15 protein-coding genes are annotated in these 23399 nt (G+C 58.4%); 4 read left to right on the top strand and 11 right to left on the bottom strand.

Going from position 1 to position 23399, the window contains the following annotated elements:
• Positions 1 to 167 precede the first annotated feature (167 nt).
• Genes EC9_RS10060 through hemW form a run of 3 tightly spaced genes read left to right on the top strand, consistent with a single transcriptional unit; the run spans position 168 to position 2985 of the window.
• Positions 168 to 977, top strand: coding sequence for a segregation and condensation protein A (locus EC9_RS10060; protein ID WP_145344629.1), 810 nt, complete (start codon positions 168 to 170; stop codon positions 975 to 977).
• Between the two features lie 8 nt (positions 978 to 985).
• On the top strand, positions 986 to 1825 hold the full coding sequence (locus EC9_RS10055; RefSeq protein ID WP_145344626.1) for an MBL fold metallo-hydrolase: 840 nt from the start codon (positions 986 to 988) through the stop codon (positions 1823 to 1825).
• Positions 1816 to 2985 (top strand): radical SAM family heme chaperone HemW, encoded by a 1170-nt coding sequence (hemW, locus tag EC9_RS10050; protein WP_246106047.1) that lies wholly within the window; start codon positions 1816 to 1818, stop codon positions 2983 to 2985. Before EC9_RS10055 ends, hemW begins: the two co-directional genes overlap by 10 nt.
• Positions 2986 to 3006: 21 nt before the next feature.
• Here hemW and EC9_RS10045 read toward each other — a convergent pair whose 3' ends face one another.
• The 6 genes from EC9_RS10045 to EC9_RS27155 all read right to left on the bottom strand — a co-directional run bounded on the left by EC9_RS10045 (position 3007) and on the right by EC9_RS27155 (position 9950).
• Positions 3007 to 4317 (bottom strand): HEAT repeat domain-containing protein, encoded by a 1311-nt coding sequence (locus tag EC9_RS10045; RefSeq protein WP_145344623.1) that lies wholly within the window; start codon positions 4315 to 4317, stop codon positions 3007 to 3009.
• A 68-nt stretch (positions 4318 to 4385) separates the two neighbouring features.
• A complete protein-coding gene (locus tag EC9_RS10040) occupies positions 4386 to 4871 on the bottom strand; it encodes an FKBP-type peptidyl-prolyl cis-trans isomerase (RefSeq protein WP_145344620.1) in 486 nt (161 codons plus the stop codon).
• A gap of 275 nt (positions 4872 to 5146) precedes the next feature.
• Positions 5147 to 7807 (bottom strand): pyruvate, phosphate dikinase, encoded by a 2661-nt coding sequence (ppdK, locus tag EC9_RS10035; RefSeq protein ID WP_145344617.1) that lies wholly within the window; start codon positions 7805 to 7807, stop codon positions 5147 to 5149.
• Between the two features lie 358 nt (positions 7808 to 8165).
• On the bottom strand, positions 8166 to 9011 hold the full coding sequence (locus tag EC9_RS10030) for an NAD(P)-dependent methylenetetrahydromethanopterin dehydrogenase (protein ID WP_145344614.1): 846 nt from the start codon (positions 9009 to 9011) through the stop codon (positions 8166 to 8168).
• A gap of 246 nt (positions 9012 to 9257) precedes the next feature.
• Positions 9258 to 9752: a formaldehyde-activating enzyme gene (fae, locus tag EC9_RS10025; protein WP_145120827.1), complete on the bottom strand. Its 495-nt coding sequence runs from the start codon at positions 9750 to 9752 to the stop codon at positions 9258 to 9260.
• A 63-nt stretch (positions 9753 to 9815) separates the two neighbouring features.
• Positions 9816 to 9950, bottom strand: a complete 135-nt coding sequence (locus EC9_RS27155) for a hypothetical protein (protein ID WP_261342925.1) — start codon at positions 9948 to 9950, stop codon at positions 9816 to 9818.
• A gap of 132 nt (positions 9951 to 10082) precedes the next feature.
• Between EC9_RS27155 and EC9_RS10020 the strand changes: the two genes are divergently transcribed.
• Positions 10083 to 11192 (top strand): ATP-grasp domain-containing protein, encoded by a 1110-nt coding sequence (locus EC9_RS10020; protein ID WP_218934709.1) that lies wholly within the window; start codon positions 10083 to 10085, stop codon positions 11190 to 11192.
• Between the two features lie 15 nt (positions 11193 to 11207).
• On the opposite strand, the gene EC9_RS10015 is transcribed toward EC9_RS10020, so the two are convergent.
• The 5 genes from EC9_RS10015 to EC9_RS09995 all read right to left on the bottom strand — a co-directional run bounded on the left by EC9_RS10015 (position 11208) and on the right by EC9_RS09995 (position 23303).
• Positions 11208 to 11651, bottom strand: coding sequence for a GNAT family N-acetyltransferase (locus EC9_RS10015; RefSeq protein ID WP_145344610.1), 444 nt, complete (start codon positions 11649 to 11651; stop codon positions 11208 to 11210).
• A 52-nt stretch (positions 11652 to 11703) separates the two neighbouring features.
• Positions 11704 to 17601 (bottom strand): FG-GAP-like repeat-containing protein, encoded by a 5898-nt coding sequence (locus EC9_RS10010; protein WP_218934708.1) that lies wholly within the window; start codon positions 17599 to 17601, stop codon positions 11704 to 11706.
• 270 nt (positions 17602 to 17871) lie between these two features.
• The gene (locus EC9_RS10005; protein WP_145344604.1) at positions 17872 to 19362 is read right to left on the bottom strand and encodes an arylsulfatase; all 1491 of its coding nucleotides are present in this window, start codon (positions 19360 to 19362) and stop codon (positions 17872 to 17874) included.
• A gap of 365 nt (positions 19363 to 19727) precedes the next feature.
• Entirely contained in the window at positions 19728 to 21890 is a 2163-nt protein-coding gene (gene ligA / locus EC9_RS10000; protein WP_218934707.1) for an NAD-dependent DNA ligase LigA, read from the bottom strand.
• Positions 21891 to 21938: 48 nt separating this feature from the next.
• Positions 21939 to 23303 (bottom strand): Gfo/Idh/MocA family protein, encoded by a 1365-nt coding sequence (locus EC9_RS09995; protein ID WP_145344599.1) that lies wholly within the window; start codon positions 23301 to 23303, stop codon positions 21939 to 21941.
• Positions 23304 to 23399: the final 96 nt, after the last annotated feature.

The following is a 23399-nucleotide window of genomic DNA, read 5'->3' as shown; positions in this document are numbered from 1 at the left end:
GCTCATTCAGTCGCCCGATCTAGCGTGCAATGCAAAAATTCGCCACATTAGTGGTTTGGCTCGATTTCTCCGACAACTGGAATCGGCCGATTTTTGTCGAGCGGATCGGCGGAACCACCGCAGCGCCCCGACGCGCTGTTTGGCTAATGCCTTGAAAGCTATTCCCAATGACCTTCCGAATCGAATTGCCAGCCTACCGCGGCCCGATGGATCTGCTGTTGTATCTGGTCCGCCGCAGCGAACTGGACATCACCACGATGTCGTTGACCAATGTGATCGACCAATACCTGGAATATTTGGAAGTTTTGCAGGATCTGGACGTCAACGGCGTGGGCGATTTTATCGATCTCGCTTCAACCCTGGTCGAATTTAAGAGCAAAGCGGTCCTGCCGCAGGCCGACGACGAGCAGGAAGAAGAGGTCCTGGAAGACCCTCAGGACGAGCTTGTCGAACGGCTGTTGGAGTACAAGCGATTCCGCGACGCGTCGAGCATCTTGGACGAGATGGGAGAGCAGTGGCAGCAGCGGTATCCACGGATCGCCGACGATCTTCCACCGCGCCAGATCGATCCTGGCGATCAACCGATCGCCGACCTGGAGCTGTGGGATCTGGTCAGCGCCTTTGGCCGGATCATGCGCGAAGCCTCCGGCCCGCCGCCGACCCAAGTGGTCTACGACGACACGCCGATCCATGTCTACATGCAACGCATTCACGAACAATTGCTGAAGGTCGATGAAGTCCGTTTCTCAGACTTGTTCGATCTGGGGGCTCATAAGTCCGCAATGATTGGTATCTTTCTTGCGATCCTAGAGTTGGCAAGGCACTACGGTGTGTCGACCCGGCAGGAAGCCGGCGGCATAGATATCGTGGTCACTCGCGGCGAACGGTTCGAGACGGAGCTGAATGTAAGCGAGGTCGACAACTACGACGCCAGCGCCGTCGATGAAACGAACTTGCCCATTAAAAAGTCGTCTTGAGAGAGTTGATGTTCGAAAATATTCCGTTGCGGAAGTGCCAGCACGCCGGCCTGACAATCGAAGGTTATTCGCGCGCGGCAGTGCAAACCTGTTGGCGAATTCCCGAATTGAAGTGTGGATTTGATCTCGGCGTTCAGCCCTGGGATTTCATGGGCACGCCGACTTGGTTTGTCAGCCATACTCACCTGGATCACATCGCTGCGCTGGCCGTTTACGTTTCTCGCCGCCGGATGATGAAGATGGATCCGCCGGTGATCTATCTGCCAGCGGGTTCGATCGATCAATGCCTGGCGATGCTCCGCTGCTTCACGCGGCTGGACAAAGGGGCGATGCCGTGCGAGCTGTTGCCGGCCAACCCAGGAGATGAAATCGAACTCTCCCGCGAACTGGTCGTCAACGTCTTCCCCACTCGGCACACGATCGAATCGGTCGGATTCATGGTCAGCGAGCGGCGGAAGAAGTTGAAAGAAGAATTCCAAGGGCTGCAGGGGACCGAGATTCGCGATCTCCGCATGAAAGGTGTCGAGGTCTCGCACGAGACGCGGATGCCGATCCTCGCCTACACCGGCGACACCCAGCCGCGCGGGCTCGACGAAAATCCGGAGGTCTTCGATTGCAAGATCTTGATCGCGGAGATGACCTTCATCGCCGCCGACCACCGCAAGGAAAAGATCCATAAACACGGCCACATGCATTTGGACGATTGGGTCGCGCGGAAGGATCGCTTCAACAACGAACTGATCATCGCGTCGCATTTCAGCACGCGGTACAGCGACCAACAGATCCGCCGAATGGTCGAAAAGAAGCTGCCCGGCTTGCTCGGCGGCCGGTTGAACCTGTGGTTATAAAAAAGGATCCCCCATGGGACCTCGCCGCCCCGGCGCGATTGGATCCGCCGCGATCCGCGTACGTCCATGTGCCGTTCTGCCAACACCGCTGTGGATACTGCAATTTCAGCGTCCTGGCCGGCCGCGACGATCTCGTCGACGCCTACCTCGACGCCCTCGAGGCGGAACTGAATCGATTGGTCGAGCCGCGCACCGTCGACACGCTGTTCATCGGCGGCGGCACTCCAACCCACTTCGACAGTCCTGCCCTTACCCGTTTCCTGCGACTTGTTGGCCATTGGTTCCCCCTTTCCGGTGGCGCCACCGAGTTCAGTGTCGAAGCGAATCCAAACGATATCACTCAGTCAAAGCTGGATCTTCTGAAGCAATTTGGAGTCGATCGGATCAGCCTTGGCGTGCAATCCTTTAACGCAAACAAATTGAGCACGCTTGAACGATCGCATTCTCCCGACGAAGCGCGGCGGGCGATCCAGTTGTCGGCAGAGACGATCGGCAACGTTTCGATCGACCTGATCTTTGCCACCCCCGGCGAAACGCCCGACGTGTGGAGAGCCGACCTGTGCGATGCGGTCGCGATGCCACTGAGTCATCTGTCGACGTATGGTTTGACGTTCGAAAAGGGGACACAGTTCTGGAATCGGCTGCAGAAAGCGACGATCGCCACGGTGATCGAAGAGGACCAGTTGCAGATGTTCCGCGATGCGATCGCGATTCCCAAGGCCGCCGGTTTTGAGCACTACGAAGTTTCCAACCACGCGATGCCGGGGCGACGTTGCCAGCACAACATGGCGTACTGGCGAGGCGTCGGTTGGTATGCAGCCGGCCCCGGCGCTGCGTCGTTTGTCGACGGGCGGCGTGAAGTCAACCACCGCAGCACGACGACTTACATCAAACGCTTGTTGCGTGGTGAATCGCCGATCGCCGAATCGGAAACCTTGACGCAGGAGCAATTGATTCGCGAGCGGGTGGCGTTTGGGCTGCGAATGTTGGCCGGAATCGATCTGTGCGAAGTCGGACCGCTGGCGGTCGTCGACGCCCTGCTGGGCAAGAAGTTCCAGATGCTGATCGAGATTGGGATGTTGGCGCGGACCGGCGACCGGATCGGATTGACCGCCGACGGGCTGTTCGTCAGCGATTCGGTCCTGTCGGAGATTCTGTAGCCGCGACCAGGAGGCCAAACGTCATTCGGCCGGAACTTCATCCATGCTCGCCAGATAGCCCTTCATCCACTCCAGGATCTCTTCGTTGGAGATCGTTGCGTCGATGACTTCCATCGGGGCGGCGGCGACCGCGTGCAGACAGGCGGCTAGCGAGTCGATGATCTCATCTTCGGTGCGACGGAGCGCGGTGACTAACCGGCGACAGACACTGGGCCCCGCGGGGGCAGCTTGATGTCCGTATTGGGCCAGTGCGGTCGAGAGCGGAATCGCGGCGGACCAGCGGTTTTCCAACAGATCGCCGACATGCTCGAAGACGATTTCGTTGGGATCGATCGCCATCAGCGCGATCCCGGCCGAAGCGGCGATCATATCGACGCGGTGATTCAGCAGATGCTCCAGAGCGGGCGCTGCGGCCTGCGCGCGAGGTCCTATCGAATGCAGGGCTTCGGCCGCGACAAGGACTACCTGTTCGTCGCGTGAGCGCAGCATTTGCGTCAGCGCCGGAACAAAGGCTTCGCACGATTCACCCTGTCGCCCGGACACCTGCTCCGCTGCCAGGAACTGAAACGATTCATTGGTCGAAACCAGTTGTTCGGCCAACTGTTGTATCGAACTTTGCGGTCCGGGGACCGTCGATGCGTCGAGGACCATCGTGCAGGCCGCCGGCATCGATTTGTGAGCTTGTTTGAACGTCACCTGAGCATCGGCGCGCAACAACCGGCCCCACGCAGGATCGGATTCATTTCGCAATCGCGCCAACAGGGCCGCGGCGTAACCGAGGTCAGCCGAGGTCAGGTAGCCCAAACCGCGGAGTGTCTTCACCGTGGCAGCGGGTGTGCTGCAGCAAGACTCTTTGACGCTGCTGTTGCAAACGGCGACGACAAATCCGCCGCAAAGCGTTGCCAGTTCGGTGAGCCATTGTCCCTGGTCAGGCATCTCGCCCGGATCGAACTGTTTCAGGCGATAGTGCGAAATCTCGTGTGCCAAGGTCGTGACCAACCCTTGGCTGTCCGACAGGGCTGCCCGAGGGATGCGAATCTTGGGCGATTCGCCGATCTGATGAACCGCTGCTGTCGGGCTGTCATCGACAACTTCGACCGGCAAGCCGGCGATATCGACTTGCAGTTGTTTGGCGATTCGCGAGGCAACCGACGGCAGTTCGTCCTCAGCCACGGTTGTCGACGAGACGAAGGACGCAGGGTCTGTCACGATCGCCGTCTGTTGGATCACAGGCAATGTGAACCGTTCGACCAAATACCGCATTCGCAGTTCGATCTGCCCGCGGCGCGACGCCGTAAGCGGCGGCTTCGCCTTGCCAAATCCAAATAGCATCGTCAACAACCTCAAGCCCTTCGTGTTAAGTATCGCTGCCGCGACCGCGGCTCCAGTAGAACGCCACGTTAATCGTGGTCGTGACCACCTTCTTCGTGAGCATGTCCGTGCTCGAGTTCTTCATCGGTTGCGTCGCGGATTTCGCGAACCGTGACATCGAACGTCAACGTCTCTCCGGCCAGCGGATGGTTCCCGTCGACTTTGATCAATTCGTCGCCGACCTCGATGATCGAAAAAATCATCGGGCCGTCGGGGGTATCGGCTTCGAACTGCATGCCGACTTCGAAATCGTCGACACCTTCGAATTCATCGCGTGGGACTTCCTGGACCAGATCGTCGCTGCGCAAACCGTAGCCCTCTTCTGGCTGAAGCGTGATGTTCAAATGATCGCCGACCGTCAGACCTTCGAGCGCGCGCTCCAGGCCTTCGACAATTCCGCCCTGACCGTGCAGGTACAGCAAGGGTTCGTGTCCCTCGGACGAATCGATCAGCTCGCCAGCGTCATCGGTCAGTTTGTAATCGAACGCGACAACTTTGTCCGCTGTAATTTGCATCGGTTTGCTTTCTTAGATTGATGTCATTATTGGGGACGGGCATGATTCGTGTCCCCGCCTCGGCTCAAGATACCACGAATTGCAATTTCGCAACGCACAGGCACCCTACTTTTTGACCACTTTGCGAATGAATCTTCGTTCGCCGAAACACGTCGCACGCGACCGGGGCGACAGCCTGTCGCATCCCGATCGGGTCGGCATGCGACGGCATAAAAAACGGCCGCCCCGTTACCGGGCCGACCGTCGCTAAATCAAAAGTTAGAAGCTCTCAGAGATTACTTCTTCAGTGCAGCTTGAGCAGCGGCCAGACGTGCGATTGGCACGCGGAATGGGCTGCAGCTGACGTAATCCAGACCAACTTCGTGGCAAAATTGGATCGAAGCTGGGTCGCCACCGTGTTCGCCACAGATGCCGCACTTCAGACCCTTCTTGCTGCTGCGACCCTTCTTGACGCCCATCTCGACCAATTGGCCGACACCGGTGGTGTCCAGCGATTGGAAGGGGTCGCCGTGCAGGATGTCCTGCTTCAGGTAATCGGGCAGGAAGGTGTTGATATCGTCGCGGCTGTAACCGAACGTCATCTGTGTCAGGTCGTTGGTACCGAAGCTGAAGAAGTCGGCGTCTTGAGCGACTTCGTCGGCGGTCAACGCGGCGCGAGGAATCTCGATCATGGTACCGATCAGGATGTCCAATTCGCCGTCGAACTTCTTGGCGGCCTTGGTCGCTTCGATGGTCGCTTCGACCTTTTCGCGAAGCATCGACAATTCGGCGCGAGTACCAACCAACGGGATCATGATCTCCGCCTTGGCATCGACCTTCTTGTTGACACAAGCGATCGCAGCTTCGGTGATCGCGGTGACCTGCATCTCGAGGATTTCGGGATACGTGACGCTCAAACGGCAACCGCGGTGACCCAACATTGGGTTCATTTCGTGCAGCTGTTCAGCACGCTTCTTGACTTCGGCAGTCGAGATTCCCAACGCTTCGGCCATCTCTTTTTGAGCGGCTTTTTCGTGTGGCAGGAATTCGTGCAATGGTGGATCCAACAGACGGACGGTTACCGGCAGTCCCTTCATCGCGGTGAAGATGCCGACGAAGTCCTTGCGTTGGAACGGCAACAACTTAGCCAATGCCTTGCGGCGATCCTCTTCGGTCGTCGCCAGGATCATCGCACGCATGTGACCGATACGGTCGCCTTCGAAGAACATGTGCTCGGTGCGGCACAGTCCGATGCCTTCGGCGCCAAACGCGCGAGCACGCTTGCTGTCTTCAGGCGTATCGGCGTTGGTGCGAACCCCCAGGGTGCGATACTTGTCGGCCCATTCCATCACGGTACCGAAGTCGCCGCCCAACTTAGGCTCTTGGCGATCGACAGCACCTTCCATGACTTCGCCGCTGGTGCCGTCCAGGCTCAACGTGTCGCCAACACCGTAGGTCTTGCCGTTGACGGTGATCTTCTTGGTCTTCTCGTTGATGTCGACATCGCCGGCACCCGCGACGCAGCACTTGCCCCAACCGCGAGCAACAACTGCCGCGTGGCTGGTCATACCGCCGGTGCTGGTCAAGATACCCGCAGCGGCGTGCATGCCGTCGACGTCTTCGGGGCTGGTTTCTTTACGGATCAAGAGGACCGATTCGCCAGCTTCCGCACGCGCCTTGGCTTCCGCAGCGGTGAACGCCAATTGGCCAACCGCAGCACCTGGCGAAGCGGGCAGCCCCGTTGCCAAGACGTTGGCTTTCTTTTTCGCCGCAGGGATGAAGCTTGGCAGCAGGCACTGGGTCAAGTCGCCAGCGGGGATACGCAGAACAGCGGTCTTCTCGTCGATCAGGCCTTCTTTGACCATGTCGACGGCGATCTTGACGGCAGCGATACCGGTTCGCTTTCCGTCGCGGGTCTGCAGCATGTACAGCTTGCCCTTCTCGATCGTGAACTCGATGTCTTGGACGTCTTTGTAGTGCGATTCCAGCTTGTCTTTGATCGCGATCAATTCGGCGTGGACAGCTTTGTTCCACTTCTTCATCTCGATCACAGGCTGTGGTGTACGGATACCCGCGACCACGTCTTCGCCTTGAGCATTGATCAAGAACTCGCCGAAGAACTTGTTTTGACCGCTGGAAGGATCGCGAGTGAACGCAACGCCGGTTCCGCTGTCGTCGCCCATGTTGCCATAGACCATCGATTGAACGTTAACCGCGGTGCCCAACAGGCCGCGGATGTTTTCGATCTCGCGATAGCGAACGGCGCGTTCAGTGTTCCAGCTGCCGAAGACAGCTTCGATCGCCAGTTGCAACTGGTGGATTGGATCCTGAGGGAAATCTTCGCCGCCGTGCTTCTTGAAGACAGCTTTGTAAGCTTCGCACAGTTCCTTCAAGCCTTCAGCTGGCACGTCGGTGTCCAGATCGACTTTGTATTTGGTCTTGATCTTGTCGAACGCGTGCTCGAATTCTTCGTGATCGATTCCCATCACGACGTCGCCGTACATGTTGATCAAGCGGCGGTAAGCGTCGTAAGCGAAGCGTGGGTTGTCGGTCGCTTTGGCCAAACCTTCGGTGGCGGCGTCGTTGAGGCCCAGGTTCAAGATCGTGTTCATCATACCGGGCATCGAAACCGCAGCACCCGAACGAACCGAAACCAACAATGGGTTTTCGTCGTCGCCGAACTTCTTGTCCAATTCCTTTTCCAGGATGGCAACCGCTTCGTTGACTTCGTCCATCAAGCCCTTAGGCAATTGCTTGCCGTTCTTGTAGTACGAATCGCAGCAGGCGGTGGTGATCGTGAAACCGGGAGGAACGGGCAGGCCGATGCGAGTCATCTCTGCCAGGTTGACGCCTTTGCCGCCCAACAATTGCTTGCCTTCGCCTTGGCCTTCGGTCTTGGTCTTACCGAAGTAATAAACCATTTTGCTGGAAGCACCAGCCGCTTTCTTCTTTGCCATCTTCAATAGCCTCTGCGTGAGTATGGGGTAGTTGTATCGATCAAACGAGTGAAATCTGTACGCTCAGCGCAACGTTGCTGTGGCTAGATAGGGCCGGACGTTCCGAGCGGAACATCGATGAGCGCGATAGAATTTTGTTAAGTTCGCAATCGGAAGCGAATACCTGGTGTCGTGGGTTCGACTTGTTGGGTAATCATCCAAACGGAAATCCGGAGAGCACTCGACGCGATCCGTAAGGCTCTCGAAGGAGCCGATCGCCCCCTTCGGAGGTCCATTAGTTGGGAAAATGTAATTTGTAACGCCAAAGACGTCAATATCCCGCGATTTTGCCCTCTCGCTCCTAAACTGCTTAATCGGCTTAAACGGTTTGCCCGATTGCATAGATTGCTTCGGCATCGAGCTGCTGATCGTTGGATTCGAAGAGTCGCTGGATCGCGGCGCGATGAATTTTCATCTTCGTCCCGCCGACCCCAATCGCTCCATAATCAATCCGGTCTTGCCGCGATTTGCCGCGATCCATCACGTCGATCCCCTCGATGCCAACCGGGGGCACCGCGTTCAGATCGATCGCCAAACGAACGTCGGAGCCGGCCAATTCGTCGCTGCTCAACAGCTGAACACCCGCCGCGCCACAGGCAAACACCGCGTCGCAGCCGCCGATCGCTTCGCTGCCGACAACCGCACTCAATCGCTGGCCGCAATCGATTCTCGCGGCAATCGCATCGCAAACCGCCCTCGCGCGATCGATTTGCCGCGAAGACAATCGGACTGTGGCCCCCGCTTGCAGCAGTAGCCGAGCGACGCGTTGCCCCACTGGTCCGGTACCTCCCAGAACCAAGGCAGTTGTTTGGCTCAAATCGAGATGTTTTGCGGCGCGCAGCACCGCCGCGGCAGCCGTTGTGTTGGCGCCGTTGGAATCGAGCATCACCGAGACCCGCATCGGACCAAAAAAGCACTTCTCAATTCGTTCGTAGACAGCTTCCCCCGCCGCTACGTCGCTGCCACCGACAAAAATTGCTGTGCGATGCAGATCCTCGGGGCCGCGAGTAAACATCGCTCCGTGAACCAGCCCCTCGACGTTTTCAGTGTTCACCTTGGCGTATTGCAGAAGCGTATCGACCCCTGCATCGGTCGCAACCACTGCATCAAACGAACTGGCATGCGAATCGGTGTCGAACTGCAACAGGATCTTTGGCTTTGTCATCGGGAGCTCGATCGGGTTGGCGGGGTGGAAATTGGGCACCGGGCAACAAAAAACCCTCGATGAATCATCACCGAGGGCATTTACAAGTGCATCTCGCGAGCACGCTGCGGCGGACGAACGGTTCCCGCCGGCCGCGTTCTTCGCCGCTTCGACGCACGTCTGGCGCGCGTCGACGGGGATGCAGAGGGTCGGCAAAGCAGAGGCGGCTGGCAAATCGGCCCACCGCCATCGTCGGTAAGACTTTGCTTAGAAGCCCTTGAATGGATGATCGACATCCTTTTGAGCCAGCATTTCGTCGGCCGATGGCTTGTTGCCCATCGCATTGACGATCGCCATCTTGGTGGCGCTGTAGTTGTAGTCGTAGATCTTCTTGTTGTCTTCGGCTTCGGGGTGAATGAAGACACCGCAGACGATCACGAGGTTTTCAGCTTGGTCGGCTGGGATCACGCCGTCGCCAACCGAATCGGCAACTGCTTTGGCAACCGCGGCTTGTGCGGGGCCAAACATTTGAACCGCTTGCTTCATTCCCTTGATGGTTACTTTGGTGACCATCACGGTAGCTGGTTTAACGGCAACGTTAGGAGCCAAAACGGCCAGCAGGTTGGTGTGACCTTCGCTTTGGTTTGCCAAGGCGTTGGCGAACGCGACGCCAACAGGTCCGTCTTTGCTACCGATCATCAGGTCGATGTGCGCGATTTCGTTGCCATCGCCATCAAGTGCTTCGCCGATGTAAAATTGCATTCGAGTTTTCTCCAGCCAACGGTTGTTGAATTGCTCGCCTGGGAGTCGGCGAAACATGGTGGACTACGAGCCAGCGGCGATCCCCAACAGAAGGTTGGTCAGTCCAAAGATCGTCGGCGAGATTCCCAGCAGAGTTCTGATCGGAATGCCTCGCTCGCGCTTCGGGCTGGTGAAACACAACAAATTGTTGCCTTCCACGGTGACTCCACTCAGCTACTAAGAACCACAAAAGTTACCAGAGTCGCTGGCCAATGCAAATCCCCGAAGCTAGCGATTTCCACCTCTTGCGGTGCAAAAGAATCAACAGCCCTCGTTATTGAAGTACCAGTCGTGTCATCTTCCGCCGCCGGGAATATCGTTTTCGTGGGAGCAACCGCCCGCGCCGCGGCTCAGTCCGCACGCCGCAGCGGGCTGCGCGTCGCTGCGATCGATCTCTTTGGCGACCGCGATCTACGCGACGTCTGCGATCGTTGGTCTCCGCTGCGCAGCGACCGATCGCTTACCGAACAGTTAGCTGGCGAGTCCGTCGACGCGGTGGTTCCGCTGGGCGGACTGGAAAGTCGTCTTCAAGAACTCGATGCGCTGCGGGAGACGCATCGTGTTTTCGGCGCTACCGCGCAACAGATCCGCCAGTTGAACGATCCTGCTTGGCTCGATCGAGCTGCCCAAGTCGCGGGACTCGCGCGTCCGCCACGTTGCACGCACAAGCCGTCGCCGGCGAGCGGATGGCTTTTCAAACGAGCGCTCTCTACCGGAGGGCTCGGCGTTTTCATTGCCGATTCAATGCCAGCGGATTCCGATCCAGATGATTGGTTCGAATGCCAGATCCCCGGTCGCAGCTTCGGCGTCAACTTTCTCGCATCCCGCGACCGTGTCGATTGGATCGGTGTCGCGGCGAGTTTGCGGAGCCGCCAGCGGCCGAAACCGTTTCAATACGAGGGATCGATCGGTCTGCCGATGCTTCCCGATTCGCTGCAGCAACGTCTGCAGAGGCTGGCGGAGTACATTGTCCAAGAAACCCAACTCCGCGGCCTGTTTGGGATCGATGTGATCGTCGATCCGGCGCAGCGGATCTGGTTGTTGGAGGTGAATCCACGCTGGACCGCATCGATGGAATTGTTCGATCACGGCTCCACTTCGCTGCTGCAGCTCCACGTCGCCGCATGTCAGGAAGAGGAAGTTGCGGCGATTGAAACATCAAAAACGTTGATGGGGAAGCGCGTACTGTACGCCGATCGCCCGATCCATTTCGTATACCAGCGCCTGCGCGACGCGATCCCGGCCGCGATTCAAATCGCCGATGTGCCAACGGAAAACAGTGAAATTCCCCAAGGGCAACCGATCTGTTCATTGATCGTTCTGGGAGCGTGCCCGCGCGAGATCGCTCGGCAGCTGGCCGCCGCCTGCCGAAACAAGCGGGTGTCCGTCGACCGAAGGTGAATTCGGATCGGGCACTTATGCCGATCGGGGTGCGACCGATTCCAACACCGAATATTGGCCATGTTCATTTTCGCCGGTGTCGATCCAGCGCCAACCTCGAGCGAGGTAAAACGCTATCGCCGCACGATTTGCGTTGGCGCACTTGAGAGTCCAGGGACGGGGGAGCCAGCCTTCGAGCGAATCCAACAACAACGTGCCGACGCCCTGGTTTCGAAAGCGGGAATCGACATAAAGGTGATGGCTAAACGCATCGGGGCGCCAGACCGCAACAAACCCTTGGCTCACGTTTTCTGCGTCGCAGCAGACGAAGACCTCTTCGCCGACCGATGCGGCGGCGAAATCGGTCTGGGATCGCGATGCGGCGGGCAGCCAATGGGCGCTGCTCACGACATCGCGATAGATGCGTCCCGCAACGATCTGGTCCGCTGGCGTTGCGCGGCGGATGCTTTTCATCTGCATCGCTTCACCTCACCCCATCGTTCACCCCGCGAGGGAACCCGAGACGCATTTCCTAAAACATGTCCTGCAGTGCTTGATCGACATCGGCATCCGATGGCGTGCGGCGAGTTCCCGCAGCCAGACTTTCGAGCATCAGTTCGCTGTCGCCATGATCCAATCCCAACAGATGGCCTTGCTCGTGCAGGATCACCGACAACAGATCGATCGACGCGGCGGCTGCGGGATCGCCGTTTTGCTGGAACTCGCTGTCGTCGTCGGGAGTCGCGTCGACAAACCAGCCGAATCCGGCGGCATTCAAATCGATCGCGATCCGATCTTGTTCAGCGAGCCCTAACAGATCGCCGTCGAGGTCTTCGATTTCGACGCCGAGGTCACGCAACCGATCGAGTCCCTGGTCGCTCAGGCCAGCCCGTTGCCAAATATCGATACTCGCGGCGTACAGCGCAGAGAGTTCATCCGAAGTGACCACCGCACCATCGCCGGAGAGTGGAGTCCCTTCAGCACGCAACGGGAACGAGACACCATCCTCGTTGCGGATCGTGACCGACGTCGACGTATTCAATCCAATCGCCGTGATTTCAATAACGCGGTCGACGTTTTCGATCTCTTGGTTGTTGATGGCTTGCACCAAGATCGACCCGGACGTCGCTTCGGCAGGGATGATGATCCGGGAACTCTGTACGGTGTAGTGCTGCCCCCAAACAGCCGTCCCCGCAAACGACAGGTCGACGATCGTCGGAATCGATTTTGCAGAGCTAAGTTGCGCCGTGATTCGGGCGATGCCACCATCCTCGCCGATCAAATTGAGATCGGCGGCCAGCGAAACCGTAGGCGCGTCGTTGTCGACGATCGCAACATCGAACGAAGTCTCACCGCTTAGCGTTCCTCCCTGGGCCGCGCTAAACACGACGGTAAATGACTCGTCCTGATCGTCAAGCAGATCGTCGATCGCATGCGCGGCAACCGATCCAGCCAAGCTACCCGCGGAGATCACCAACTGGCGCGGAAGCCTGTAATCCTCGTCCAACGCAGCGGTGCCACTGGGAGTGAGATCGAGAACCACATCGTGATCGGTCGTTTTGTCCAATGTCGCAGTGAAGGTTACAAAGCCTCCCATCTCATCCATCGAATTTGCCGATGCGGTCAGGGTTGCCACGGGAGGTATTCCGTTGTCGGTGTCGCCATCGATAATTGTGACGGTGGTGCTCAAGACCCCCGCTTCGGTCGCTCCACTGACACCAACGACCTCGACGATGATCGATTCATCGATTTCGTTCGCCAGATCGTCGAGCGTTTCCAGCGTCAGCGTTCCGGTGGTCTGCCCCACCGGAACGACAACGGATAACGGTGCGGTAAAGTCTTCGTCGAGGGTTGCGGTTCCGGTCGCATAGTCCAGCGACACCACAACCTGTTCGCTGGCCGGTTCGGAAAGCGTCACCGTCACCGCGACCGACTCGCCTTCGTCGACCGAGGCCGATGCCGCGGAGATCTCCGTCACCAGCGGCAACGATGCCGTATCGTCATCGACAATCGTGACAGTCGTCGGCGGTGCGTTACCATCCAACGCCCCAATCACGCTGTCGATCGTCAATTCGATCGACTCGCCAGCCCCTTCGTCGATGGCATCGTTGATGCTCGTGATCGTTGCGGTCGCGAACAATTCCCCCGGTGCGATCGTCAACTGACGCGGCGATAGTGTGTAATCCGCTCCCAGTGTTGCCGATCCGCCAACTCCCAGCGTCACGACGACGGGATGATCGAGCGCTGTCGACAAAGTCGCCCACACGGTCGATGAACCGGACGAATCGTTTTCGGTAATCGCCGCTGAGGTAACCGACAACGAGACCGTCTCGGTCGGATTGGTGTCGAACTGGAAGTTGCCAAAGTCGTTGCCATCCGACGCTTCGCCATCGGACAAACTCACCAAATAGAAGCCTGGGGCTTCCGAGACGCTGCTGGTATGGATACTGACACCACCGGCTGCGAAGGCGACGACGTAATCGAGTTCGGCATCGCCATCGAGATCCGCGACGGCGATCGATTTCGCTAGCAGCGGGTTGAAGTTCGGCATCGACGGCATCAACAGGTTCGAAGCGTAGCGGAACGTTCCGTTGCCATTATTGATCCACAGCGATTCGCCCCCTTGGCGATTGGCGATCAACAGATCGACAACCCCATCGGCGTTGAAATCGGTTACATCAATCGCCTCGGGACGTTGCCGCATATCGCCACTGACACCGCTTTTCACCGCTCGGACATCGAATTCGGTAAACTTCCCTTTGCCATTGCCCAGATAGGTGCGAATCGTGTCGGTACCCGAATCGGCGACGACCAGATCGTCCTTCCCGTCGTTGTTGATATCGACCAACAGTAGATCGGTCGGATTGGTAAGATCGCTGATCGTTTCGCGCAGTTCAAAGGAACCATCGCGACCGGTGAAGATCGAAACGCTGCCCGACTGGTAATTGGCCACGGCCAGAAGATCGCGGCCGTCTTTTGCCAGTTGAGTCAACGCAAGGGCGACCGGCTCTTCACCGGTTGCCAGTCCGATCGGTGCGGCAAAGTTCCCGCCACCGGTTCCTAACAAGATCGAAACGTCGTCCGAACGATGGTTGGTGACCAACAGATCGACGATGCCATCACCGTTCAGATCGCGAGCCACCAGATCGGACGGCCCCTCGCCTGCGGCGATCGATCGCCAAACCGGATCAAACCCCAATTCGGTTCCGACGAACAACTGCAAACCGCTCGCTCTGGAACTACCGATTGCGGATCCCACCACCCCTGCCGATGCGACAACCATATCGGCGATCCCATCCCCCGTCAGATCTTGGTCGGCGATCACCGCTTGGGGGCGTGAATCATCGGGCAGCGGAAGCGTTGACTGTGCGAAGTTACCGTTGCCATTGTTGGTCAACAGAACGATGTTCGATTCATGCTTCTTGGAATCGGAGTATTCGTTGGCAACGATAATGTCCAGATCGCCATCGCGATCGATATCGGCGACAGTCGTGAAGCCGGCATAATCACCGGTTTTGACCGAAACGTTCCCCGACGTGACCATCGTGGGGAAACTCTGACGCCAGCCCGCTTGGCCCAATTCGCGAACGGTGTAATCACTGGCCAGCAAATCGTCGAACCGATAAACGCCTTGATCGTCGGTGATCGATGTCGGTTCGCCCACATCGAAGTTGGCGTTGTTATTCAAATCCAAATAGATCGTCCAATCGGGCAGCGTCGGTTCGCCGGCATCGCGGGCCCCATTGTCGTTCAAATCGTGGAACTTGACGCCGCTGATCGAAGCCGTTCCCCCGGTGCCACCACCGCCGATGTCGACAATCGTAACCGTGATCGTTCCCACCGCTTCGAGCCCCAATTGATCGGCAACGGTATAGGTGAACGTCTCGGTTCCCGTCGTCCCGGTCACAGGTGTGTAATCCACTCCCTGTGCGCCGGGGGCGATGCTCACCTGACCGCCGAGATCGCCTTGGCTGACCTCGCTGACTTGCACCGTTTCGCCCGGCACGCCTTCTTCGCCGATCCCAGGACTGATCGCGTTGGTCAGGTCGATGGCGATCTGACTGTTCGTCGCGGTGTTGATCGTTGCGGAGACGTCGCCGGCAATCGGTGTCGCGTTGATTCTCAAGATGTCGACCGTCACAACCACCGGATCGCTCTGGTTGGTGCCATCGGACATCACATAGCGGAACGAGTCGGCAGCGGTACCAAACAAATTCGCAGGCGGAGTGTAAGTGAAGGTGCCGTTGGCGTTTCCGGTAACGGTCCCCTTCGTCGCGGCCATACCATCGGTGGCATCGGTTTCAAAGCGAACCACGCGTTTGAACCCCGTCGAGACCGAATCGTTGTTCAACAGCACAAAGTCGGTGCTGAACGTCGTCGCCCGATTTTGGTTGACAGCGATCCGATCAGCGACCGCCATGGGAGCCGATGGATCGATGATCTCGATATCGATCAACACCGTATCGGTCGCAGTTCCATCGGAGAAAGTGACGCTGATCTGATCGTCGTGAACGCTGCTGGTCGGCGCGTGATAGACCAGATTCCTGCCCGCCGAAGTCGCGACATCGCCGTGGACCGCCGACACCTGGGTGACACCGACCGTATCGTTTTCGTTGGCCGGCTGAGGCAGCAGGAACGAATTGTACGGAATCGCAACGGTAGCCCCACGCACCGTCTTCACCAAAATCCGTTGTCCGATCGGTGGATCGTTGACCGAACCCACGTCGACCGTCACGGTTCCCGTGGCGATGTTCGTTCCGTCATTGATCTCGTAGGTGAACGTGTCGGGACCAAAATAATCAGCGGCAGGTTTGTAGAAGACCTCGCCTTGCTCGATCCTTGTCGTGCCGTGGCTCGCAGGGCCAACCGAAACCACGTTCAGATCGGCCGGCGACGGCAGATCGTTGCTCAGAACGTCGATCTGACGTTCCGCGGCATCTTCGGGAATATTAACATTATCGGTCACTGCAGTGATCGGCAACTCGGTCGGAATCACAAACCGGCCGATCACAAGTCCCGTTCGTTCGTCTTCGATCGTCTCCGGATCGTCGGCCAACAAGATCGAAATCAGTTCGTCGGTCAACGCGACATCCGAACTGGCACTGGTCCCATACAGCGCGATCTCCGAACCGATCGGATTGTCGGGCAGGTCGAGCGTGAAGGTGACGTTATCCTGGGCGCGGACCGCTTGCATCTCGATGCTGAAGGCTTCAAAGTTCTGCAACACATCTCGATTCTCCGTCACCGGCAGACCGTTCTCCAAGGCCGGACCGACACCACCAATTTCATCGAACGTTTCCTGGTTGCCGGGGTTGTAAACGCCCGAGCGAACATCGCCATAAACCACGCGGTTCCCCATCGTCGAACTGCGGAAGTCGATGTTGTACAGCAATGAGTTGGGATTGATCTGCGACTGATCCGTGGTCGAGTAAACGGGGACTTCGACCAAGCTGCCCGTGACCGCTGCATCGGTGATGGTATCGGTGTTCACGATCAGGTTCGGTATGTCAGCGAACTCTGCGTTTTCACCGACAAAACGAATGATGTACTGGAAAGGATCGCCGGTTCCAACAATTCCCCCACCACCGTTGTCGGTATCCCGTCCGCTGCGAACTGCTTGGTTAACCGAAACGGTGCCGGCTCCCAATCCAAGCCCTTCTTCGATGGCGATTCGGATCGCATTTTCGGGATCATCCTCAAGGCTCGAAACGCTGGGGTCGCCGCTGCGAACAGGGATCTCCGCCGTCCGATCGGGATCGTTGCCAAAGGCGATGGTCAGCACTCCCGAAGCGTCTTCGAGATTTTCCGACAGTTCGATGATCTGCGTTTCGCTGAGCACCGGTCGGAACGAATCGATACCGCTAGCCAAGATATCGACGTACAACGAAAAGACGCCCAAGCGGTGGTCGACCGGTGTACGGAGATCGGCATAGCGGACTTCGACGTCAAACTTCTCCCCGACGTTGACTTCAAAATTTCGCGTGTTCTCGGCGAGGATCGACTCGCCATCTTGCGTCACGTCGAGCTTGATGTTCAACAACGGATCGACTTCACCTTCGCCACGATTGACGCGATTCAGCACGATCAACGCGTCGACGGGTGTCAGCGCACCATCGGCATTCACATCGGTGAAGCGATTCGCCGCGCTGTTGTTGGAACCGAGTTCCCCCGCCCCGTGGCGAGCCAGATCATTGAGCACCATCAAGGCATCGCTGGGGGTGACTTGAAAGTCGGCGTTGACGTCTTCGGCGACCAGATAATTGTGGTTTGCCATCAGCGATACAGGCGCCAGATCAGCCGCCAGCAATTGTCGCGATTCGAGCGATTCAGCCAACAACATACGCAGCTGACGATGCTTTCCCCCCTGTTCCAACCGGCGTGCAGTTTTGCGATCGTTGCGCGAACCAATAAAGCGTCCAATGTTCTTCATCGACATAACGTCTTTTGCCTGTCTAAATTGGGGGTTGGGGCCGCTGTCGGCAGCCTGCCTCGCGGGCGAATGGGGTTCGATGAACTGGGGGGGGAACACTCAAAATGAGTCCAAACGACACGCCTGGCAGTTTTCCCAAACGCACGCCTTCCCGAGGCACAATCTAATCAAAGGTGGGGATTAAAGCACCGGTTTAACCGGAAAAAAACATCCAATCGGACCCCCTTCCCGGTGCGTCAAAGCAAAGATGCTCCCTCGGCGATCGACCGCCTAAAAGCGAGGAGACTCCCATTTGGGAATCCCCGTACCTTGTTTCTGCCGCTCGAATGCCTCGTGGAATGGGCGGGTCTTGGACATCGGAGCCGTCTCGTTGACCATCATCGGACGGGTCTTTTGCCACCAAGCGTCGTAGGCGTCGCGCATCGCTTGGACGACTTCCGGATGCTGGTCGATCACGTTTGTCTTCTGCCCCGGATCGGCTTGCATGTCATATAAAGCCTTCCCCTCGACCCAACGGAACCGCTGATTGCGAACCGAAAAGTTCTTCCATTGAGATTCGTTTGGCTCCTCGCCCGTCTTCCAACGCCCCTTGTGGGTGAACAGATAGCGATCCTCCCAATCCGCCTGCGGGTTTTCGATCAGCGGCAGCAGGCTGCGACCTTCGACCTGTCCCTGTGGCAGCGTCCCGCCAGCCAATGCGACAAGCGTCGGAAAGAGGTCCAGGTGAGCTGCGATCCGGTCGACGTCTTGCCCCGCCGCGACATGTCCATCCCAGCGGACGAAAAACGGCACCCGGCAGCCGCCTTCCTCGACACTCCCTTTCAGTCCCTTCATACCGGCGTTGTAGGGACGCATCAGTGTTCCATCGGCTAGCGTTCCCATCGGTTGGTTGCCGCGCCCCGATCCGCCGCCGGTCATCCCGTTATCGCTCATGAAGATCAACAGCGTATCTTCCTCGAGGTTCCATTGCTCCATCTTCGCCAGCAGCTTGCCGACGTTTTCGTCGATGTTTTCGATCATCCCGTAGAACCCCGCTTGGTCGTCGGTGAAACCGAGGTCGGTAAAGCGTTTCGCGTTTTTGGCGGGGGCGATAAATGGACTGTGTGGCGCGTTGGTCACGATGTAGGCGAAGAACGGCTGCTTCTGATCGTGTTGCTTTTTAATCCAGCCCAACGCGGCGTCGAAGAACAGATCGGTGCAGTAGCCTTCGGTTTGAACGAACTTCCCGTTGTGCCGCAGCACGGGATCGAAGTACTTGTTGCCGGGGGCGTCGGCGCAACTGCAGTCGTACGCTTGGCCGATCCCACCGGCGCCATGGATGAACGCTTCGTCAAAGCCACGGTTTTGGGGCTGATACTCATCCTCGTCCCCCAGGTGCCACTTACCGAAGATTCCCGACCGATAGCCCGCTTTGCCAAGCACTTGGGGCAACGTGGTCGCATCCAACGTCATCCGCTCCCGTTCGAGAATCGTATGCGTGACGCCGTTTCGCATCGGGTGTCGGCCGGTCATCAACGCCGATCGCGTTGGCGCACACGTCGGTGCGACTAACATCCGCGTAAACCGGGTGCTTTGATCATAGAGAGCGTCGAGGTTGGGAGTCTGGATCCAAGGATGGCCGTGGCGGCCGACGGGACCGTACCCCTGGTCATCGGTCATGACCAAGATGATGTTCGGTTTCGAATCGGCCAAAGGCACCGCGGCGAACAAGCCTTGGGCAAGCGTCAACGCGGCGACGATCGTTAAGAGTGCTCGAATCATAGGACGTAACGTTCTGCAGAGGATAAAGTGAAGATAGGAACGAGCGTGCGGGGTGAGTGAAAACACAACAACGGACCAGATGCACCCGCACGAACACCCACAAAGGCTAGTCGCCCGCCTATCGTAAACCACGCCGTCGTCGAGGACAAACATCCAACGGCTCCACAGCAAAGCAAATCTGAAATTCAATTCGAGGTACGCTCCGGCACGCGCTATCGCGTCGATCTTCACATGGCCGAAAGACTCGCTGCCAGGGACAGCCCCCAAGAGTTCAGCGCGACGAACACATGAAGAGACTCCGATGTGGATCGATCGCAAATCAGCGACCGCTAAGAGTGCGGCCGCAGGGCCAGCCGAATCGAGTGTCAGCCCGTGGGATCTGACATGGCTTGGATCATCTTTTGAAGATCGTCGGTATCGATGATTGGAATCCCAAGCTTCTCCGCTTTTTCGCTCTTCGATCCGCTGGCGGTTCCGGCGACCAGGTAGTGAGTCTTCTTAGAGACGCTCCCCGAACACTTGCCGCCGAGTTCTTCGACGCGCTGTTCCCAGTGACGCTTCCCCTCGGGAAAGCCGCCGCTGAAGCAGAAGTTCTTGCCGGTCAGCAGCCCCGTTTTCGGCGACTGCGGTTCGACGTAATTCAGCAGATCGTCGATCGCTGCGGCGTTGGTCGCCAGATAGCTGGAGACGGTCTCGGCTGTCTTCTCACCGACGTCGCCGACTTCGATAAGTTGCTGGACCGTGGCGGCGCGGATCGCATCGAAACTGCTGAAGTGATCTTCGAGCGCTTTGCCTGCCGACTTGCCCGCCGCTTCGATGCCGAAAGCGGCAAACAATTGCCACAGCGGAACCTGCTTCTTCGTTTGCCGAGCCGTCGCGATCGCGATCCCCAACTCGTTGTTTTCCTTCTTGTCGGGAGCGGGAATCATGTGGATCGCTGCCAGTGCCAACAGCGACTGTCGTTCGGTCAGCCCACATTCCATCGCGTCGTCCAAGTCCAAGCGATAAAAATCGGCGTGCGTCGCGACCTTGCCTCCTTCGACCATTGTCCGCACCCGGCTCTCCCCCAGCCCGACGACGCCAAAGGTGCTCAGATAGTGGCACAGGCCGTGGACGTTTTGCGCCGAGCAATCGGGGTTGGGACAGACAAGTTCCAGCATCTCTTCGGTTCCCCCTTGCTGTAGCTGGGTCTTCGCTTTGCAAGCCGGACAATGATCGGGAAACTGCGGCTCGCCTTGCCCCGCAATCACGCCGGTCACTTTGGGGATGATCTTCCCCGCCTTGCGAACCGCGATCGTCGACCCGATCGTGATCTGATTGCGGAGCATAAATCCGGCGTTGTGCAGCGTCGCCCGGGTCACGTTGGTGCCGGCCAAACGAACGGGATCGAAGATCGCCACTGCGACGATCTTGCCGGTCCGGCCGGTCTGCCACTGAATGTCGCGGATCACCGGCGTCGCTTCCTCCTCGCGGAATTTCCAGGCGATCTTCCCCTTCGGATTTCCGGTCCTCGGATCTCCGTGGCGGCCCAGTTGTTCCTGGTCCTCGAGAGTGTTGACTCCGATCACGACGCCGTCGACTTCGAAATCGAGAGTCGGCACGGCGTCTTCCATCGCCTGCAGGTTCTCGAAGCGAAACGGTTGCGGCTCGATGTAGTTGATCCCCAACGTCTCCTGACACCAGCGAGCCCTCTCGATCTCCGTCTTATAAGGCGGATGGTCGAGCGCTTCGATCGTGTAGGCGATGAAGCTGATCCGCATCCTCGCGGTTTTCTCGGGGTTCTTGAATTGGCGAATCCCACCGGCTGTGTGGTTCCGCGGATTCGCTCTCAACTTCTCCCCTTCGTCGGCCAATTCGGCTTGCACCTTTTCGAAGTCGGAGAGCTTGCAGATCAGTTCGCCCCGAATCGAACAAGTGATCTTCTTAGGAAGCTTTTCCGGAACACCGGCGACATAACGAACTTGCGCCGTGACATCTTCGCCGTTAATCCCGTCGCGCGGTCGCAGCCCGGCGCGGACAAGTTTTCCCTGTTCGTAATAAAGAGCGATCGCCACGCCATCGAGCTTGTAGGCGGCGTAGAACCGATCGGGGCTGTAGACGACCGGCTGGCCGTCGTAGCTCATCCCCGCGACGGTAATCAAATCGTCGGGCAACGCGTCGGCAAACAGCTCGCCCGCGGGAGCTTCCGCAACGGCCGGGGCATCGGCGCCGCGGAGCCATTTGAAAAGCATCTGTTGCTGCACGGCGAGATCTTCGTGGCTCGCCTTCTCGATCGACGTCAGCGGTGGGTGGTGAACGACCTTCGCAACCGCACTCTCCAGCTGCGACGCGGTGGCCGTCTCGAAAAGCGTCGACTGGGGATTCAGCGTCTGCAGCTCGCGACGCAGCGCATCGTATTCGCCATCGCTGACCAACACGCCGGTGTCGGGATGCGTACACGCGATCCCTTGTTCGTACTGCGTGTCCAGATGGGCGATGATCCGTTCCAGCGTTTGCACGCGATCGGATTGCTTTGTCGCTTTCGCCACAGCGGTGTTCCTCGTCCTTGAAGCCTTGGGGAATGTCGTTCTGATCGATCAGACGACGATGGTTTTACCCGGCACCGCGACGGGATACGAGCCGTCGTCGGCAGGCAGGACCGGCGGAACATCGTCCCACGATCGCAAGGAATCGAAATCGGCCAAGGCGATGTCGCTGTGAATCGCATCGTCCCAGCGAACGACTTTGCCGCCGTAGGTGGCCATTCGCCCCATGATCGCGGTCATCGTGCTGTGCGCACCATAATCGGCTTCGTTCGGCGATTCGCCCCGTCGCAGCGCGGCGAACAGATCGTGATGCTGTTGCTGCCAACCCTTTCCCTGTTCGACCGCCGCATCGCTCTTCCAGATCAGATTGTCTTGGTGATCGTAGATTTCGGCTTTGTTGACGATCGCGTAGCCGCGGGTGCCGTGAACGTATTCGCCGACGCTGTTCCAACAGCCTTTCATGTGCCGGCATTGGCTGATCAGCTTCGCCCCGCCGTCGTAGGTGTATTCGACAAAGTGGTGATCGAAGATCTGCCCGGTGTCCTCGCCGGTCCGCACTTGGCGGCCGCCTTGGCCTTGAGCTTCCACCGGGAAACCGTCCATCACCCAGTTGATCACGTCGAGATTGTGGACGTGCTGTTCGGTGATGTGATCGCCGCAGAGCCAGTTGAAGTAGTACCAGTTGCGACACTGGTACTGCAGTTCGGTATCGTTTTGCTGCCGCGGACGGACCCAAATTCCCGATCCGTTCCAGTAGGCGCGGGACATGATCACGTCGCCGATCATGCCGGCGTGCAGTTGAGCAACGCACTGGCGATAGCGGGCTTCGTGGTGGCGTTGCAGCCCGACGCTGACCGCCAGACCGTTGTGTTTTGCGATTGCGTTGGCCGCCAGCACACGTCGCACGCCGGGAGCATCGGTCGCAACCGGTTTCTCCATGAAGACATGTTTCCCGGCGTCGACGGCCGCTTCGAAATGCAAGGGGCGGAAACCGGGAGGGGTCGCCAAGATCACGACGTCGACATCGGCTTGCAGCACTTTTTGATAGGCGTCAAAACCGACGAACCGCGTGTCGCGGGTGACATCGACGCGGTCGGGATGCTTGCTCTTGATCGTCCGAAACGCTGTCTGCATGCGGTCTTCGAACAGATCTCCCATCGCCGTCAAACGGACTTCGCCATCGACGGTGCTCAATGCCTGAGTCACCGCGCCAGTTCCGCGTCCGCCACATCCGATCAACCCGACGCGGATCGTGTCGCTGCCGAAACTGTGCGCCGCCCGAGCCACGCTCAGCCCGCCCGCAACCGCACCGCCGGCCAACAACAGGCTGGAGCTTTGCATGAACTTCCGTCGCGATGAATCCGAACGCGTGGCGTCGGTGGAGACTGTTTTCTTTGTGCGATCGGGTTTCGACATCGGCGTTATCGATTACCAGCTGGAGAGAGGCGAGCGGAGTCTTGAGCGGGCTTCATGCCCGAGTCAATCTTAGCGGCCAGCCATCGTTTTTTCAAT

This window comes from Rosistilla ulvae, from assembly GCF_007741475.1.
In the GTDB taxonomy this organism is placed as follows: domain Bacteria; phylum Planctomycetota; class Planctomycetia; order Pirellulales; family Pirellulaceae; genus Rosistilla; species Rosistilla ulvae.
The sequence above is the reverse complement of the archived record's forward strand: the minus strand, read 5'-3'. Positions and strand labels throughout refer to the sequence as shown.